This is a genomic window from Sporomusa sphaeroides DSM 2875 (genome assembly GCF_001941975.2).
Classification (GTDB): Bacteria; Bacillota; Negativicutes; order Sporomusales; family Sporomusaceae; genus Sporomusa; species Sporomusa sphaeroides.
Map to the genome: position 1 here is coordinate 2,276,851 of NZ_CP146991.1, position 14,258 is coordinate 2,291,108.

Genomic DNA, 14,258 nt, shown 5'->3' on the forward strand with positions numbered 1-14,258 from the left:
AGACAATGCCTGGCAAAAAGCCAGGCATTGTTGTTAATTAAGAACATATACTTTTACATTCTGAATCCCGAACTCATAAGCCTGCTCAACAGATTGCATGGCAATGTCGATACGATTGCCTTTAATTGCGCCGCCGGTATCCTCGGCCACACCATACATGGTATTGCCATCGGCAAACTCAATATATACTCTTGAGCCAAGGGGAATAATCCGGGGATCAACAGCAATTACGCCAGGGCGTATCTGGGTACCCAGATACGTCAGGTTGCCCCATTTACCGTTATCGTGCGGTCCGGGAGCGTAGGCGGTAGCTTTTACGTCCAAAACGGCTTTATAGCCAGGTTGGCCAGCCTGTGCGGCAAATGCCTGCGGCAGTAAAATCGCGGCAGTTAAAACTGCCATGGTAAGGGTACTGCAAATAATTTTTTTGATGTTTTTCATTGTAAAACACCCCTTTCTAAATGCCTACGAGGTTAGCTGACGGGTTCGGGACAAAGGGAAATCCCTACCGCTTGTTAGCGGATTCACCCCGGAAATGGTTCCCCCGTTTTCCTTTTTCTCTGGAAATTCGGCATGGCCTATATATTACAGAATATCCGCCGGTTAGGCAAGCATGTTTAGAAGTAGTTATCCGGCGATATTGATTATTAGCCGGGCTTTTCCTTGGTTATGCTTGTCCGGACGCATAAATAAATGTCAACTTAGAACTAGCGTAAGTCCGGCCGCTGAAACCGCAATATAGCTACATAATTAAATGAGACTACCAGCACGGCAGCCCCATCAGAATTATTATTATGTTACCTTGAAATTTGCGTCACCTAGTCTTTTCCTAAAATAAACGGCGCAAACCCTAACTCTCCCCAATAATAATTGTAGTAAATCTGAATAATGCCATCAAGCCTTCTGCGCAGAATTTTTTTTACATGACTAAGCGAGCTAAAAAACAGCCGTGCCTGAGGCTGTGCGCTGTTTACAGCCGCCTGCTGGTAAAACTGCACACATTTGTCGATGGTAATGTAAATCGACCAAAGAGCAGTAAGCTCCTGCAGACAGGCATTAGCAGCAGTTGTATTTTGGGTAGCTTGCTGCCAGACCGCGTCTGATCCCAGCAATTGGGTCTCCGTTACCGCCGGGTATCGAACGCTGTCGCTCTCGCCGGTATTAAGTGCTGATAAAAGTTTTAAAAACTCCGTCTGAGAGTTTTTGATAAGCCCCAATACCGGTATTGGCACAGTGCCGGTGGTGGCAGTGTCATGTAATGTCTCTATTTGTCTGCTTAACGAAGTTTCAAGCTCAAACGCAAATTGTATGGGTCTCATCGGAGAAGCGCCACCTTTCTAAAATTGAAACCATTTCGCAAGCGAAATGGCTTCAATAATTATTTATCAGATACTAGTTTACCGGCTTTGCCGATATGCTGGGGAGAAGCCTCGCGTACTACTATAGTTACGGCTTCAGGCGGGCATTTGGCTGTTTCTACAATAGCTTCGGTTACTTTTTTTACCATTTCACGTTTTTGCTCTAGTGAACGTCCTTCAATCAGGTCAATTTGTACAATTGGCATAGGTATTCCCTCCTTGAAATGATTTTCTCTCTATCTATCATCTTCGTTGCCCAAGGTAATAATCCCTGCATATGTAAAATAGGAACAAACATTTTTCTGGTCTGTACTGCGGTTACCTGTTCCTATCCTGTTTGACATGATGTGGGAGTAACACTTTTATTATATGGCTCATACAGTATAGTAAACACACCTTGTGATTTTAGATATTGAAGGGGGTCCATACTTATGAGCATATTCAGAGAGCTCCGCAACGAGTGCTTGATTAGGGAGCTTCAGCGTGAGTTAAACACCGACGTATTATTGTTTGGCTTCGACGGAATCGTTTACTTTGGTAATCTGCAAAAAATTGATGACTGCCGGGTCGCCTTTTTAACGCCAGCCATTGAAGCAGAGTCAAACGCAGAAATTCTTTCTCCTGGCGGAGAAGTTGTGGATGCAAAATTTATTCATGTTGATCTTTGGCAAATCGTTGCAAAAGCTACAGGAGTAAGGACTAATCCGTTTAGTAATGATTATTGTCCCGGTGCTGACGGTGTATCACAAAGAACCGAAACCAACGAACGGCAAGAGAGCCGTGAGTTGATTTGCATTCTAAGACGCATGATTGGTGATAATGTGGTAATTACAACCCTTGGCGGTTTCATATTTCAAGGAACCCTTGGCAATGTCGACGATGAATTGGCTTTTATCTCGGTTGATGAAATATTCGGGCCGGCCACCTCTTCGGGAATTTCTGATGATACAGTAAGTACTGCCGTTATTAATCTCGCAGCTATAGCATCTGCGTCCAGATCCACCGAATGCTAATTTAACTTTTGCTGTGATGTGAACCGAGTCAAGGTAATGCAATGCTAAGGTAGGACTCGGTAAATTTTTATCCTGATAGAAGCTATAACTTTCGCCTGGATAAGAGCAACACCGTCTTGCGCTTTCGCCATAGGCTCAGCGCAAGCCGTGTTTTCTTTACCGGGTCTTTTTTTCGGGGAGGCTGACAGTATGCTAATGGCTACAGAATACTTGGGCGAAGTGGGCGTCGGGGTTACTGCACCCCAGTTTTTTCGTGCGCAGGATGGTAATATCTATGTAGTCAAATTCCAAAACCATCGATTTGGCTCACGGGTATTGGCAAGCGAATTTTTTGCAGCCAAGCTTGGTGCGATAATGAATTTGTGCTTTCCTCCAAGCGATATAATTGAAATTGATGAACAAATGCTCAATTCCCATCCCTGCCTTTTGGAGTTAGGCTTGGAACCCGGCCCCCATTTTGGCTCCCGCTATCTGGAACATGCGGAATATATCGGGAAAAATCGATTGCACAAGGCTGTCAATGTACCGGAAATGGCCGGCATTATATTGTTCGACCATATGTTTCACAATGCAGACCGTGCTAAAAATCAAAAAAACCTATTACTTCATCTCGAGAATGACCAATATAAAATTTACGCAATAGATAATTCGCATTTGTTTAGATCCAGCCGCTGGACGATTGACTCATTTGAAAAACTTGGTACAAAAATAAAAACGTATTATTTCCAGCATTATAGAATTTTGCTTAAGGACCTGCTTACTGCACAAGACTTTATTCCATACCTTGAGGTAGTGAACAAGCTGAGTAATGAGCAGCTTGACTGTATAGTGAGAGAAATCCCCAATGAATGGCTGCCGGATGAAGCAGAACGTTCGGCTTTGGCAGACTATACCAAACTCCGGCGGGATATGGTGGGGCCGATCTGGGAGAAACTCTGCCGGCTTATACCGCGCAGCCGGGGTGGACGACGCTGGCTGTTTGCCAAGTAATTGTTGTTTATGCTTGGCTTTTCTGCTTTTTTTTACGCCACCACAAAATACTGTATACAAGGATTACCAACACGGTAACAACTATCAACCGGCCTAAATTTTCTCCGGCAAAAACAATATCATGGCCGATTATTACTTTTATAATTACCGGCGGCAGCTTTCCGAGGACAGTTGCCAATAAAAAGTCTTTAAACGAAATCTTACTAATAGCCGCTACCGCGGTGATGATGCCTGAGGGTGCCAGTGGCAGAAGCCTGGCAAGTAATAAGGCTTTAAACCCATTAGTGGCACTGTAGTTGTCAACCTGTTTTAAATACCGGCTTTTAACTATCCAGCCTTCTACCGCCTGACGGAAAAAGTATCTGGCAAAGATAAACATAACTAAAGCGCCAATTACTTCTCCTGCCCAGGAAATGATTACTCCCCAAAATAGGCCATAAACAATACCGGCTGCACCGGATAGAATCATAAATGGGAAAACAATGGTAAAAGTCATGACCACAAATAAAATAATTGTGACAAGTATAGAAGCCGGACCAAAAGATCTTAAGTATTCGGCTAAAGCGGCAATATCGCCTTTCTCGATAATCGCATAAGCATTATGAAAGAACTCCGGCTGCCACATATAGGATAAACCAATAATAATAATAATAGCCAGCCAGCCCAGTAATTTATTCATGTGATACCTTCCTATTCCCTCAAAAACAGCGCTGTATCACAGCGCTGTTCAAGATTATTTCCATTGAAGGATTTCCTGCTTAAAAATGCCGCAGGCACCATCTAACCAGTGAACGCAGTCAGTGCAACGCCTGACATAGTCGTCTTCCGCTACATTCAGGAGAGAATAACCATAACCCATAGCGGCAATAATATGTTCAAATTTCTGACATTCCCCAGCAATACCCTGTAGTTGTTTTTCCGTATATTTTTTGTCCATGCTGCCACTCCTTGCAGTTATTTGCTAATAGTGTGCGCGCAGCAGCAAAAAAAAACAAAAAATATTTTAGAAAAATTGAACCAAGTATGTATAAAACTGGTCTGGAATGTCAATATTAGTAATGTAAATTTTCTCCTCTCCCATAATTGGCGGCCTTCGGGCCGCCGCTTTTTTTGCTTTCCTAGCGGCAAAATATCATACTGAATTTTTCGCCATACCAGTTTTGCAAGGATTGCCATACTTTGTCCAAATATTTGGGTGAACAAACTGTCTGCTGGGCCGCCCGGCGAGCCTCAAGCAAAATATCGGTATCTCTGACAATATCGGCAATTTTAAAATCAGGCATACCGTGCTGATGGGTGCCGAAAAACTGACCAGGCCCTCTTAGCAGCAAATCTTTTTCAGCAAGGATAAAGCCATCATTTACCTCAGTCATGATTTTTAGTCGTTCCATCGTCTCTTCACTGGTGCTGTCAGATAACAGAATGCAATAGGATTTATGCCGTCCCCGGCCTACACGGCCGCGCAGCTGGTGCAATTGTGCCAAACCAAAGCGTTCGGCACCCTCTATAACCATGACCGTGGCATTAGGCACATTAACGCCAACCTCAATTACAGTGGTTGCAATTAATGCTTTAATTTCACCCTTGGCAAAAGCCTCCATAACTGCATCCTTTTCCTGTGATTTCATTTTCCCGTGCAGTAGGCCGCAAGGAATGTTGCTTAAGCAAGTGGTGGATAGTTCATTATATAATTTTACCGCCGATTGGGTTTCAATCTTTTCTGATTCTTCAACCAGCGGGCAAACTACGTAAATTTGCCTGCCGGCTCTAATTTGGTCGACGGCAAACGCATAGATCTTATTACGGCGGTCATTACTGCGTGAAAAAGTAGCAATAGGAATACGTCCTGGCGGAAGTTCGCGTATGACGGAAACATCCAGATCGCCATAGACAGTAAGCGCCATTGTCCGGGGAATTGGCGTTGCAGTCATTATGAGTACATCGGGCTGTTTTCCCTTAGCTTCTAACCGGGCCCGCTGGCGTACGCCAAAGCGGTGCTGTTCATCGGTCACCACCAGGCCAAGATGCTTGAACTCCACATCGTCCTGAATCAGCGCATGGGTGCCGACAACGATGTCAATGATGCCCTCTTGTATTTGCTGCAGCAGTTCGTCTCTTACTCTGCGGGTAAGCTTGCCTGTCAGCACCGCCAGGCGGATACCCTGTGGTGCCAGCAGCTTGGCCAGTGTATGATAATGCTGCTCTGCCAGTATTTCGGTAGGTGCCATCATGGCCCCCTGATAGCCATTTTCCACGGTTTTGGCAAGAGCTATGGCAGCAATAACTGTTTTACCTGAGCCAACATCGCCTTGAACCATGCGCTGCATGGGAGTGGTATCTTCCATATCGGCCTTGATTTCGCGCAAGGTTTGCGCTTGATCGCCTGTCAGCGTAAAGGGAAGATTTTTATATATTTTGGCAACCAATTCACCGTCAGGTGAATGCTTAACGCCGGTAAAGTTTTGTTTTGTTTTTTGTTTTAAATAGGCCAGACCGCATTGCAATAAATATAACTCTTCAAATACCAGTCGCCGGCGGGCGGCGGCTAAATCTTCCATAGTGGACGGAAAATGAATGCAGCTCAGCGCCTGCCGCCTATTCATTAAATTGTGGCCTGCAATAATACCGTCAGGCAGGGTCTCGGCTTGCTCGGTAGCTGCAGAATCTGCAAAGCGGTGTAATGCCTGCTGGATTAATGTCCGCAACTGCCATTGCGGGATATCTTCGGTGGCCGGATATACCGGTACAATCTGTCCGCCGCCCTGGTTGCTTTCGGTAACAACCTCGACATCCGGTTTGTTGATTTCAATGACGCCCTGACGTCGCTGAATTTTGCCAAATATGATAAGTTCCATGCCGGGCTGATACTTATTTTTGATATAGGATTGGTTGAACCAGGTTAGCTGGGCTACCCCTGAGCTGTCTCTCACGGCAATCTTGATTATTTTGAATCCCCGGTGAGATTTTAGTTCACCAGTATTTATCACTATCGCCCGAAAAGCCTCATGCAGCCCGTCAGTCAATTCGGCAATAAGTTTGAGTTTGCTTCGGTCTTCGTAGCGGCGCGGATAGTGCTCAAGCAGCTGGCCAACCGTAAAAATGCCAAGTTTAGCAAGCTTCGTGGCATTGGCCGGCCCGACTCCTTTGAGGAATTGTATGTTTGCCGACAATAATTTCTGCAATAAAAATCACCTTACGATTTGTTTATTTCTTGAAAAAGAGAGTTTAATTCTGCTAACAAAGCCTCTACATCAATATCATGCATTTTGGCACAGTTCTCAATGGTTTCAGTCAGCGATCCCATGCAACCGATACAACCCATACCATATTTGGCAAAAACCTCGCGAGCCTCTTGGTGTGAGCGGAGTGCCTCAATTATTGGAGTGCTTTTATTAATCATAGTCAAGCCCCCTGTATTTACTTATTTTTTATTTTCAATATAATACGCGCAATTCCTGCTAACGGGCACTAAATGACAGGTATTTATGAAAAAAGTTAGTAAAAGCGTGATTTGGCCTTGCATATCATAAGCAAATTGTGCTAAAATAGTCACGTTGAGTATATGAGGATGTTTCTTACAGGAGGTGGAAATAGATGGCAAATCTTTGTGAAATTTGCGGTAAAGGTGAGCGTTCCGGCTTCAATGTCAGCCATTCCAACCTTAAAACCAAGCGCACCTGGAAACCTAACATACAAAGAGTAAGAGCTTTAGTTAAAGGTGAAGTAAAACGTGTGAATGTATGCACCCGTTGTCTGCGTTCCGGTAAAATTCAACGCGCGGTCTAATCGCTATCTTAATGGCAAAGAAAGGACTTGATTATCAAGTCCCTTTTATTTTTCCCTCCTTATATATAAATATATAGGAAGAAGATACGGCTTATGCCGAGCCTCCGGCAAAAACCGCAACCGGATAATAAGGTGTCTCAATCCAAAGATTGAGACACCTTATTTTTTTACCCTATTTAGTTTCAATACCTCTTAAAATTTCTGTTAATTCCTGGTCATCAAACCGATACTTCTCGCTGCAAAAGTGGCAGCAGACTTCGGCTTCTCCATCGGCAATCATCTGTTTGAGTTCTTCGGCACCGAGACTGACAAGCATGTTTTCTACCCTTTCCCTTGAACATTGACAGTGAAAGCTTAGGTCCGTCCCAGGGTATATCGTTGTCGGCAAGCCGGCAAATACTGTTTCCAGGATGCTTTTGGCATCTTGCCCATTATATACCATTTGTGAAACCGGTGGTATATGGCGTAAATTATTTTCAACCTTAATAAGGACTTTTTCTTCGGCTCCGGGTAAAGCCTGGATAAAAAAGCCTCCCGCCGCAGCTACTGTAGTATCGGGTGCTATCAGTACGCCAAGAGCTACGCTTGAGGGTGTTTGTTCAGAAACAGTAAGATATTGAGTAATATCTTCGGCAATTTCGCCTGATACCAGTTCGGCGCTGCCGGTAAACGGCTGCTTTAACCCGACAAAGCGGGTGACATATATATGCCCCTTTCCTACGGCCTGGCCGACAGCCAATTTACCGTTGTTTAGCGGTAAATCAACAGATGGGTTTCTGACATAGCCGCGTACTGAGCCATCAGGGTAAGCATCGGCCACAATCTCTTTCAACGGGCCGTCGCCGGAGATTCTGACAGTCAGGCTTTCGGCAGTTTTTAGGTTGGCAGCCATTAATACCGCGCCGGTCATAGTACGGCCCAAGGCTGCGGCGGCTACCGGAAGACAATCGTGACGCCGGCGCGCCTCCTCCGTCAGGTTGGTAGTAATCGCGGCAAAACCGCGGATTCCAGGTGCTGTTGCCCGGATAAGCTGGTCATGCATAGAACAGTAACCTCCGATTAGGCCAATGCTGTCGACAGAAGGGCTTGGCCTGTTGCTATATCTAGTATTTCAACTCTGTTGTCATTTATCCAGGCAATAGTGCCGCGCCCGTCCGGGCGCTTGCTCATACCCGGAGAGCCTGGATTCAGGTAAATAATGTCTTCGATTTTTTCCAGGGCAGCAATATGGGTGTGACCGGTGATAAATATATTGGCCTTTAAACGTTTTGCCATAACCTGCTTGGCTTCTGTGGTTAAATTATGACCATGGGTTGCAACTATTCTTAGGTCATTTATCATTAGGTAGGTGTAAGGGGACTGAATAGGCAGGTTGAGCACCATACCGTCAACTTCTGTATCACAATTGCCGCAGACTGTCAGAATGGGTACCGGACAATTATTCAGTACTTCAGCCAATTGCTTGGGGTTATATTCGGCAGGAATACTGTTACGCGGCCCGTGATAGAGCACATCACCGGCATGAATGATCACATCGGCATCTGTAAAGTATTGGTTAAATACTTTCTGCCAGGTTTCCAGGCAGCCGTGAGTATCGCTGATTATGCCTATTTTCATAATACCCTCCGTGTTACAGTCCTTTAATCAGGTTGGCCATTTCAATAGCGGAAACCGCAGCATCAAAGCCTTTATTGCCGGCCTTGGTGCCTGCACGTTCGATAGCCTGTTCAATGGTATCTGTGGTAAGCACGCCAAAAATTGTGGGAATACCGCTGGCCAGACCGACATGGGCTACGCCTTTTGACACCTCGGCACAAACAACGTCATAATGGCTGGTGCTGCCTCGTATTACCGTCCCCAGACAAATGACAGCATCATATTTTTTACTCATAGCCATCTTCTGGGCGATAAGTGGAATTTCAAAAGCACCCGGCACCCAGGCAACTTCAATATTTTCCATGGTTGCGCCATGACGTTTCAGTGCATCTAAAGCGCCTTCCAGCAGTTTGCTATTAATAAATTCATTAAATCTTGCGGTAATAATCCCAAATTTCAGTCCTTCTGCAACTAATTTACCTTCCAATGTTTTGATTGTTTTCATTGATTTTGCGCCCCCTCATATTGTTTTAATAAATGTCCAAGTTTGGATTTTTTGGCAGACAAGTACCTGTTGTTAAATTTGTTGGCAGGCATTTCCAGTGGCACACGTTCGGTGATAGTTAAACCATAGCCTTCAAGTCCCACACGTTTGCGGGGATTATTGGTAAGCAGTCTAATGCTGGTTAAACCTAAATCCGCTAAAATTTGTGCGCCAATGCCGTAGTCTCGAAGATCAGGAGGAAACCCTAGCAATTCGTTGGCTTCGACAGTATCTTTACCTTTGTCCTGCAGTGCATAGGCTCTGATTTTATTTGCCAGACCAATACCCCTGCCTTCCTGGCGCATGTAAAGTAATACACCGCACCCTTCTTTTTCAATGCGTTTGAGGGCATGGGCCAGCTGTTCACCGCAATCGCAGCGCAGTGAGCCCAAAACGTCACCTGTCAGGCATTCTGAATGAACCCGGACTAAAACGTTCGGTTGATTGGCTACATCACCTTTTACCAAAGCAACGTGGCATTGGTTGTCAAGCTGGCTTTCGTAGGCAATAAGTTTAAATTCACCATATTGGGTTGGCAGTTTGGTTTCGGCTGCTTTGATGATAAAGCGTTCATGCTTTTTGCGATATTTAATCAGGTCGGCGATGGTAATAAGCTTGAGACCGTGTTTTTTAACAAAATCCATCAGTTCAGGCGTCCGGGACATGGTGCCGTCTTCATTCATAATTTCGCAGATAACGCCGGCGGGATACATTCCGGCAAGTTTGGCTAAGTCAACCGCTGCTTCCGTATGGCCGGCCCGTCTTAGTACGCCGCCATCGCAGTAACGCAGCGGAAAAATATGTCCGGGACGTCTAAGGTCGCTTGCCACTGTTTGCCGGTCAAGCACAGCTTGAACAGTCATGGCCCGTTCATGTGCAGATATACCGGTAGTTGTTGTTTTGGCATCAATGGATACGGTAAAAGCAGTGCAATGATTATCGGTATTTTCGACTACCATTGGGCCGATATCCAGTTCATCCAGCCTGCTGCCGATAATTGGCATGCAGATTAGGCCGCGCCCGTAGGTAGCCATAAAGTTGATGGCCTCCGGTGTTGCTTTCTCAGCCGCCATTAGGAGATCTCCTTCGTTCTCCCGGTCTTCGTCGTCAACCACCACAACAATTTTTCCAGCCTTATAATCTTCAATAGCTTCTTCAATGGTGTTGAATTTCATAATAAAGGCCTCCGTTTCCTCAGTTTATGTATAATAAAACATTATTATAGTGTAAAACCATGCTGCTCTAAAAATCTCAGGGTAATCTTTTCAGCCGGTTGGGCAGCCTGGCTGAAGCCCAAAAGCTTTTCAACATATTTACCGATAATATCTGCTTCCAGATTAACAGGCTGGCCTGTCGCTTTAAGGCCTACTGTGGTCATGGTGGCAGTGTGCGGGATAAGCGATACGGTGAACCAGTCAGGGCCAAAGTCCACAACTGTCAGGCTGGTACCATCGATAGCAATCGAGCCTTTTTGAATAATGTAACGCATTACTTCCGGGCCGGCGCCAATGCGAACGATTACGGCATTATCATTTTGTTCTTTGGCTAAAATAGTTCCTACCCCGTCGATATGACCGCTGACAATATGGCCACCCAGCCTGTCTCCCACACGGAGCGTACGTTCCAGGTTGACAGTGTCACCCGGCTTGAGTCCTGCCAGAGCAGTGCGGTCGACGGTTTCTGGCATGACATCGGCGGTAAACCAATCACGGCTGAAATCGACAACTGTCAGGCAGGTGCCGTTCACCGCAATACTGTCACCCAGCTTAACATCTTCCAGGACTTTGTGCCCGGAAACCGTCAGGCGGACTGATTTAGCACCTCTGGCAATATTTTTAACTTTCCCCAATTCTTCCACAAGTCCGGTAAACATCTCGTCCCTCCCGTCCGGTTATATAGCCGCTTAGTAATAAATCGGCACCTATTGACCGGGTCGCAATATCTTCAAGCATAATGCACTGGTCCACAGCGTCTGCGCCCGTACCACCCACCGGAGTTGGCGCTGTTTTGCCGCCAATTATTTTAGGAGCGATAAAGCAGTGTACTTTATCAATAAGATTGGCAGCCAAAACCGACGCATTAATGGTTGCGCCGCCTTCCACCAGGATACTGGTAATACGGCGTTCTGCCAGCAGCTTAAAAAGCTGCTGTAAATTAACGCCCTGCGGTGTTTTTTCCAGCAGGAGCACCTCTACCCCCCGGCTGCGCAGCGCAGCTACCCGCTCTGCCGGCGCTTGGGCGCTGGCGGCAATAATGGTAGCTGCTTGTCTGTCTGTCACTACTTTAGCGGTTAGTGGCGTACATGCCATACTGTCCACAATAATCCTTACCGGATTTTTGCCGTTTTCCGGCAAGCGGGTGGTTAACTCCGGGTTATCGGCCAGCACAGTGCCAATACCTACCAGTATTCCATCATGGGTGTCCCTGAGTGTATGAACATATTCCCTGGCTGCTGCACCGGTTATCCATTTGGAATGACCAGTGTGAGCAGCAATTTTGCCATCAAGCGACATGGCGGTTTTGAGAACACCAAAAGGCATTCCCGTAGATACCCATTTGATAAATACTTCATTAAGCCTGGCTGCTTCGGCGGCAAGTACGCCTTCAATCACTTCAATCCCGGCTGCTCTGAGGCGTTTAAGGCCGTTGCCGGCTACCAGCGGGTTTGGGTCAGTCATAGCGACGACTACTTTCTTAACTGCCGCTTGAATTAACGCATCGGCGCAAGGACCGGTGCGTCCATGATGCGAACACGGTTCAAGTGTTACATATACTGTTGCCTCTTTGGCCAGTTCGCCAGCCTGGGACAAAGCATGAATTTCCGCATGGGGTGTACCGGCCTGACGATGCCAGCCTTGACCGACGATCCGGCCGTCTTTTACAATAACGGCGCCTACCAGTGGATTGGGGCTGGTTCTGCCTGCCGCATACTGTGCAATAGTCAATGCTTGACGCATATAATATTGATCCATAGAAGCCCTCCAGTACATAAAAAAACTGTTGATACGCTTTGGGGCTATCAACAGTTTATATCGGCAAATTGAAAATGCCGATTGGCTTAAATTACGCCTTTTACCATCCAGACTATACTGTCGGCTCCGGAATTTCACCGAATCAGCCGTAAAACGGCTCGCGGGCTATACCGCCGGTCAGGAATTAAAAGATTTCTCTTTTTCACCTTGCCCCAAAGGCTCATTATACAGTTGTGACCATAATGACTCTAGTGCTGCATCCGGTGATAACATGAAGTATATCACCGGCCTTTTTGCCGCCAGACTTTGTTGTCGTCGCCTTACATATGTCCGATATGTGCGGCTCCTCCGCCGCGCCTGACAACAAAAATTCTCGGAGCTATACTCCATAACATCACCGGATACAACACTAGCTCCTATAATATGTTACCATTAAACGACAATATAATCAAGTCCCGCGAATGGCATTAATTGCTTGCGGTATGTCGGGTGCGCCGTAAACCGCAGAACCGGCAACCAGAATGTTGGCACCGGCAGCTATTACCTGGCGGGCGGTAGCGGCATTGATACCACCGTCAACTTCAATATCGACGATAAGATTTCGTTCATCAAGCATACTTTTTAACCGGGCGATTTTATCCACTGCGCTGGGTATGAACTTTTGTCCGCCAAATCCGGGATTAACACTCATAATCAGCAGCATATCGACATCGGCAAGCACTTCTTCCACTGCCGACAAGGGTGTTGACGGATTTAGTGAAACGCCTGCCTTTTTTCCCAGTTCTTTAATGGTTTGAATCAGCCGGTGCAAATGGGGGGCTGTTTCGGCGTGAACGGTAATAATATCGGCCCCTGCTCTGGCGAATGGCTCAATCAGGTCTTGCGGATTATTAACCATTAAGTGAACATCAAACGGTAATGGGGTAACTTTGCGAATGGCAGCAACAACTGGTGCCCCAAAAGTCAGATTGGGAACAAAATGCCCATCCATTACATCAATGTGTACCCAGTCGGCACCTGCCTGCTCAATTTTAATTATTTCATCAGCCAACCGGGAAAAATCGGCCGATAGTATGGATGGAGCAATCTTGATTGTCTTCGTCATTTAGTATCCCTTCTTGTTTTCTCTAATTTCAGTCAGTATCTCAAGATAGGACTGATAGCGGTCTGCATGAATTCTTCCGTCTGCTGCCGCTTGCTTAACAGCACACTGCGGCTCTTTGTAATGGAGACAGGTATTGAATTTACATGCTGGAGCAACTGCTGCGATTTCAGGAAAATAATCCATGAGATGGGCTGCTTCCATGTCATTAAACTCTGTAAAGCTAAACCCCGGAGTATCTACGACAAAACCTCCGCCTGCCAGCGGCAGCAGCTCGGCAAACCGGGTAGTATGTTTACCACGGCCGATTTTGTGACTGACTTCGCCGGTAGTTAGCTCAAGACCTGGCTGGATAGCGTTAAGCAGCGTTGATTTGCCTGCTCCTGAAGGACCGGCAAAGACGGAAATCTTATTGTAAAGAAGTGAGCGCAGCGTATCAATACCTGTACCCGCTTTGGCAGCGGCGGTGAGTACTTTATAACCAATTTGCTCATAGCGTCCGGCAAGTTGTGACACAGCATCAAGATCAGCTAAATCGGTCTTATTGATGCAGATAATTATGTCCAGCTCCGAATACTCGGCAACAACTAAAAATCTGTCAACTAAAGCTGGATTAATATCAGGATTAACGGCCGCAAAAGTCAATACCACCTGATCGATATTGGCAACCAGCGGGCGTTTTAAGATACTGCGCCGGGGTAAAATTTCCTCAATAACGCCCTTGTCCGGTCCGGTCATGGTATAGGTTACTTCATCACCTACTGTGAGCGAAAACCGTTCTTTCTTAAACCGGCCGCGCAGATTGCAACTGACAATTTTGCTGCCTGATTGTATATAGTAGTAACTGTTATAGGCTTTTACTACAATACCGTTGAGCACATGAGGCCTCCTAATTCA

Annotated in this window: 18 protein-coding genes and 2 riboswitches; of the genes, 3 read left to right on the forward strand and 15 right to left on the reverse strand. The window is 46.1% G+C overall.

Annotation, left to right across the window (positions count from 1 at the left end; all coding sequences use genetic code 11):
* Window positions 1-33: 33 nt before the first annotated feature.
* The 3 genes from SPSPH_RS10625 to SPSPH_RS10635 all read right to left on the reverse strand — a co-directional run bounded on the left by SPSPH_RS10625 (window position 34) and on the right by SPSPH_RS10635 (window position 1,564).
* Window positions 34-441 carry a 3D domain-containing protein gene (locus SPSPH_RS10625; protein WP_075755647.1) on the reverse strand — a complete coding sequence of 136 codons (408 nt, stop codon included), beginning with the start codon at window positions 439-441 and terminating at the stop codon, window positions 34-36.
* 5 nt (window positions 442-446) lie between these two features.
* Window positions 447-584, reverse strand: a riboswitch (cyclic di-AMP (ydaO/yuaA leader).
* Between the two features lie 234 nt (window positions 585-818).
* Entirely contained in the window at window positions 819-1,319 is a 501-nt protein-coding gene (locus tag SPSPH_RS10630) for a hypothetical protein (protein ID WP_075755648.1), read from the reverse strand.
* A gap of 59 nt (window positions 1,320-1,378) precedes the next feature.
* Window positions 1,379-1,564 (reverse strand): 2-hydroxymuconate tautomerase, encoded by a 186-nt coding sequence (locus SPSPH_RS10635; protein WP_075755649.1) that lies wholly within the window; start codon window positions 1,562-1,564, stop codon window positions 1,379-1,381.
* A gap of 225 nt (window positions 1,565-1,789) precedes the next feature.
* Between SPSPH_RS10635 and SPSPH_RS10640 the strand changes: the two genes are divergently transcribed.
* Window positions 1,790-2,371 carry a hypothetical protein gene (locus SPSPH_RS10640; RefSeq protein WP_075755650.1) on the forward strand — a complete coding sequence of 194 codons (582 nt, stop codon included), beginning with the start codon at window positions 1,790-1,792 and terminating at the stop codon, window positions 2,369-2,371.
* 189 nt (window positions 2,372-2,560) lie between these two features.
* Window positions 2,561-3,361 (forward strand): HipA family kinase, encoded by an 801-nt coding sequence (locus SPSPH_RS10645; protein WP_075755651.1) that lies wholly within the window; start codon window positions 2,561-2,563, stop codon window positions 3,359-3,361.
* A 7-nt stretch (window positions 3,362-3,368) separates the two neighbouring features.
* On the opposite strand, the gene SPSPH_RS10650 is transcribed toward SPSPH_RS10645, so the two are convergent.
* The 4 genes from SPSPH_RS10650 to SPSPH_RS10665 form a co-directional block, all read right to left on the reverse strand.
* Window positions 3,369-4,040: a TVP38/TMEM64 family protein gene (locus tag SPSPH_RS10650; RefSeq protein ID WP_075755652.1), complete on the reverse strand. Its 672-nt coding sequence runs from the start codon at window positions 4,038-4,040 to the stop codon at window positions 3,369-3,371.
* Between the two features lie 54 nt (window positions 4,041-4,094).
* Window positions 4,095-4,298 carry a hypothetical protein gene (locus SPSPH_RS10655; protein ID WP_075755653.1) on the reverse strand — a complete coding sequence of 68 codons (204 nt, stop codon included), beginning with the start codon at window positions 4,296-4,298 and terminating at the stop codon, window positions 4,095-4,097.
* Between the two features lie 181 nt (window positions 4,299-4,479).
* On the reverse strand, window positions 4,480-6,543 hold the full coding sequence (gene recG, locus SPSPH_RS10660) for an ATP-dependent DNA helicase RecG (RefSeq protein WP_075755654.1): 2,064 nt from the start codon (window positions 6,541-6,543) through the stop codon (window positions 4,480-4,482).
* An 11-nt stretch (window positions 6,544-6,554) separates the two neighbouring features.
* A complete protein-coding gene (locus SPSPH_RS10665) occupies window positions 6,555-6,761 on the reverse strand; it encodes a DUF1858 domain-containing protein (protein ID WP_075755655.1) in 207 nt (68 codons plus the stop codon).
* Window positions 6,762-6,955: 194 nt separating this feature from the next.
* Here SPSPH_RS10665 and rpmB point away from each other — a divergent pair, with 194 nt between their 5' ends.
* Window positions 6,956-7,147, forward strand: a complete 192-nt coding sequence (gene rpmB / locus SPSPH_RS10670) for a 50S ribosomal protein L28 (RefSeq protein ID WP_075755656.1) — start codon at window positions 6,956-6,958, stop codon at window positions 7,145-7,147.
* Window positions 7,148-7,319: 172 nt separating this feature from the next.
* On the opposite strand, the gene hslO is transcribed toward rpmB, so the two are convergent.
* The 8 genes from hslO to rsgA all read right to left on the reverse strand — a co-directional run bounded on the left by hslO (window position 7,320) and on the right by rsgA (window position 14,240).
* On the reverse strand, window positions 7,320-8,189 hold the full coding sequence (hslO, locus tag SPSPH_RS10675; protein WP_075755657.1) for an Hsp33 family molecular chaperone HslO: 870 nt from the start codon (window positions 8,187-8,189) through the stop codon (window positions 7,320-7,322).
* A gap of 17 nt (window positions 8,190-8,206) precedes the next feature.
* Window positions 8,207-8,764 (reverse strand): phosphodiesterase, encoded by a 558-nt coding sequence (yfcE, locus tag SPSPH_RS10680; protein ID WP_075755658.1) that lies wholly within the window; start codon window positions 8,762-8,764, stop codon window positions 8,207-8,209.
* 13 nt (window positions 8,765-8,777) lie between these two features.
* Entirely contained in the window at window positions 8,778-9,248 is a 471-nt protein-coding gene (gene ribE, locus SPSPH_RS10685; protein WP_198930902.1) for a 6,7-dimethyl-8-ribityllumazine synthase, read from the reverse strand.
* A complete protein-coding gene (locus SPSPH_RS10690) occupies window positions 9,245-10,462 on the reverse strand; it encodes a bifunctional 3,4-dihydroxy-2-butanone-4-phosphate synthase/GTP cyclohydrolase II (RefSeq protein WP_075755659.1) in 1,218 nt (405 codons plus the stop codon). Before SPSPH_RS10690 ends, ribE begins: the two co-directional genes overlap by 4 nt.
* 44 nt (window positions 10,463-10,506) lie before the next feature.
* A complete protein-coding gene (locus tag SPSPH_RS10695) occupies window positions 10,507-11,160 on the reverse strand; it encodes a riboflavin synthase (RefSeq protein ID WP_075755660.1) in 654 nt (217 codons plus the stop codon).
* Window positions 11,123-12,259, reverse strand: coding sequence for a bifunctional diaminohydroxyphosphoribosylaminopyrimidine deaminase/5-amino-6-(5-phosphoribosylamino)uracil reductase RibD (gene ribD / locus SPSPH_RS10700; protein ID WP_075755661.1), 1,137 nt, complete (start codon window positions 12,257-12,259; stop codon window positions 11,123-11,125). The genes SPSPH_RS10695 and ribD overlap by 38 nt, the downstream gene beginning before the upstream one ends.
* Window positions 12,260-12,350: 91 nt before the next feature.
* A riboswitch (FMN riboswitch) is annotated at window positions 12,351-12,483 on the reverse strand.
* A gap of 224 nt (window positions 12,484-12,707) precedes the next feature.
* The gene (rpe, locus tag SPSPH_RS10705; RefSeq protein WP_075755662.1) at window positions 12,708-13,364 is read right to left on the reverse strand and encodes a ribulose-phosphate 3-epimerase; all 657 of its coding nucleotides are present in this window, start codon (window positions 13,362-13,364) and stop codon (window positions 12,708-12,710) included.
* A complete protein-coding gene (gene rsgA, locus SPSPH_RS10710; RefSeq protein ID WP_075755663.1) occupies window positions 13,365-14,240 on the reverse strand; it encodes a ribosome small subunit-dependent GTPase A in 876 nt (291 codons plus the stop codon).
* Between the last annotated feature and the right edge of the window lie 18 nt (window positions 14,241-14,258).

Coding starts and splice junctions, on each gene's coding strand:
- SPSPH_RS10650 (WP_075755652.1), bottom strand. CDS start 4,040: ATGAATAAATTACTGGGCTGGCTGGCTATTATTATTATTATTGGTTTA.
- SPSPH_RS10635 (WP_075755649.1), bottom strand. CDS start 1,564: ATGCCAATTGTACAAATTGACCTGATTGAAGGACGTTCACTAGAGCAA.
- SPSPH_RS10690 (WP_075755659.1), bottom strand. CDS start 10,462: ATGAAATTCAACACCATTGAAGAAGCTATTGAAGATTATAAGGCTGGA.
- yfcE (WP_075755658.1), bottom strand. CDS start 8,764: ATGAAAATAGGCATAATCAGCGATACTCACGGCTGCCTGGAAACCTGG.
- SPSPH_RS10630 (WP_075755648.1), bottom strand. CDS start 1,319: ATGAGACCCATACAATTTGCGTTTGAGCTTGAAACTTCGTTAAGCAGA.
- SPSPH_RS10695 (WP_075755660.1), bottom strand. CDS start 11,160: ATGTTTACCGGACTTGTGGAAGAATTGGGGAAAGTTAAAAATATTGCC.
- SPSPH_RS10625 (WP_075755647.1), bottom strand. CDS start 441: ATGAAAAACATCAAAAAAATTATTTGCAGTACCCTTACCATGGCAGTT.
- SPSPH_RS10665 (WP_075755655.1), bottom strand. CDS start 6,761: ATGATTAATAAAAGCACTCCAATAATTGAGGCACTCCGCTCACACCAA.
- ribD (WP_075755661.1), bottom strand. CDS start 12,259: ATGGATCAATATTATATGCGTCAAGCATTGACTATTGCACAGTATGCG.
- SPSPH_RS10655 (WP_075755653.1), bottom strand. CDS start 4,298: ATGGACAAAAAATATACGGAAAAACAACTACAGGGTATTGCTGGGGAA.
- hslO (WP_075755657.1), bottom strand. CDS start 8,189: ATGCATGACCAGCTTATCCGGGCAACAGCACCTGGAATCCGCGGTTTT.
- ribE (WP_198930902.1), bottom strand. CDS start 9,248: ATGAAAACAATCAAAACATTGGAAGGTAAATTAGTTGCAGAAGGACTG.
- rpe (WP_075755662.1), bottom strand. CDS start 13,364: ATGACGAAGACAATCAAGATTGCTCCATCCATACTATCGGCCGATTTT.
- rpmB (WP_075755656.1), top strand. CDS start 6,956: ATGGCAAATCTTTGTGAAATTTGCGGTAAAGGTGAGCGTTCCGGCTTC.
- SPSPH_RS10645 (WP_075755651.1), top strand. CDS start 2,561: ATGCTAATGGCTACAGAATACTTGGGCGAAGTGGGCGTCGGGGTTACT.
- SPSPH_RS10640 (WP_075755650.1), top strand. CDS start 1,790: ATGAGCATATTCAGAGAGCTCCGCAACGAGTGCTTGATTAGGGAGCTT.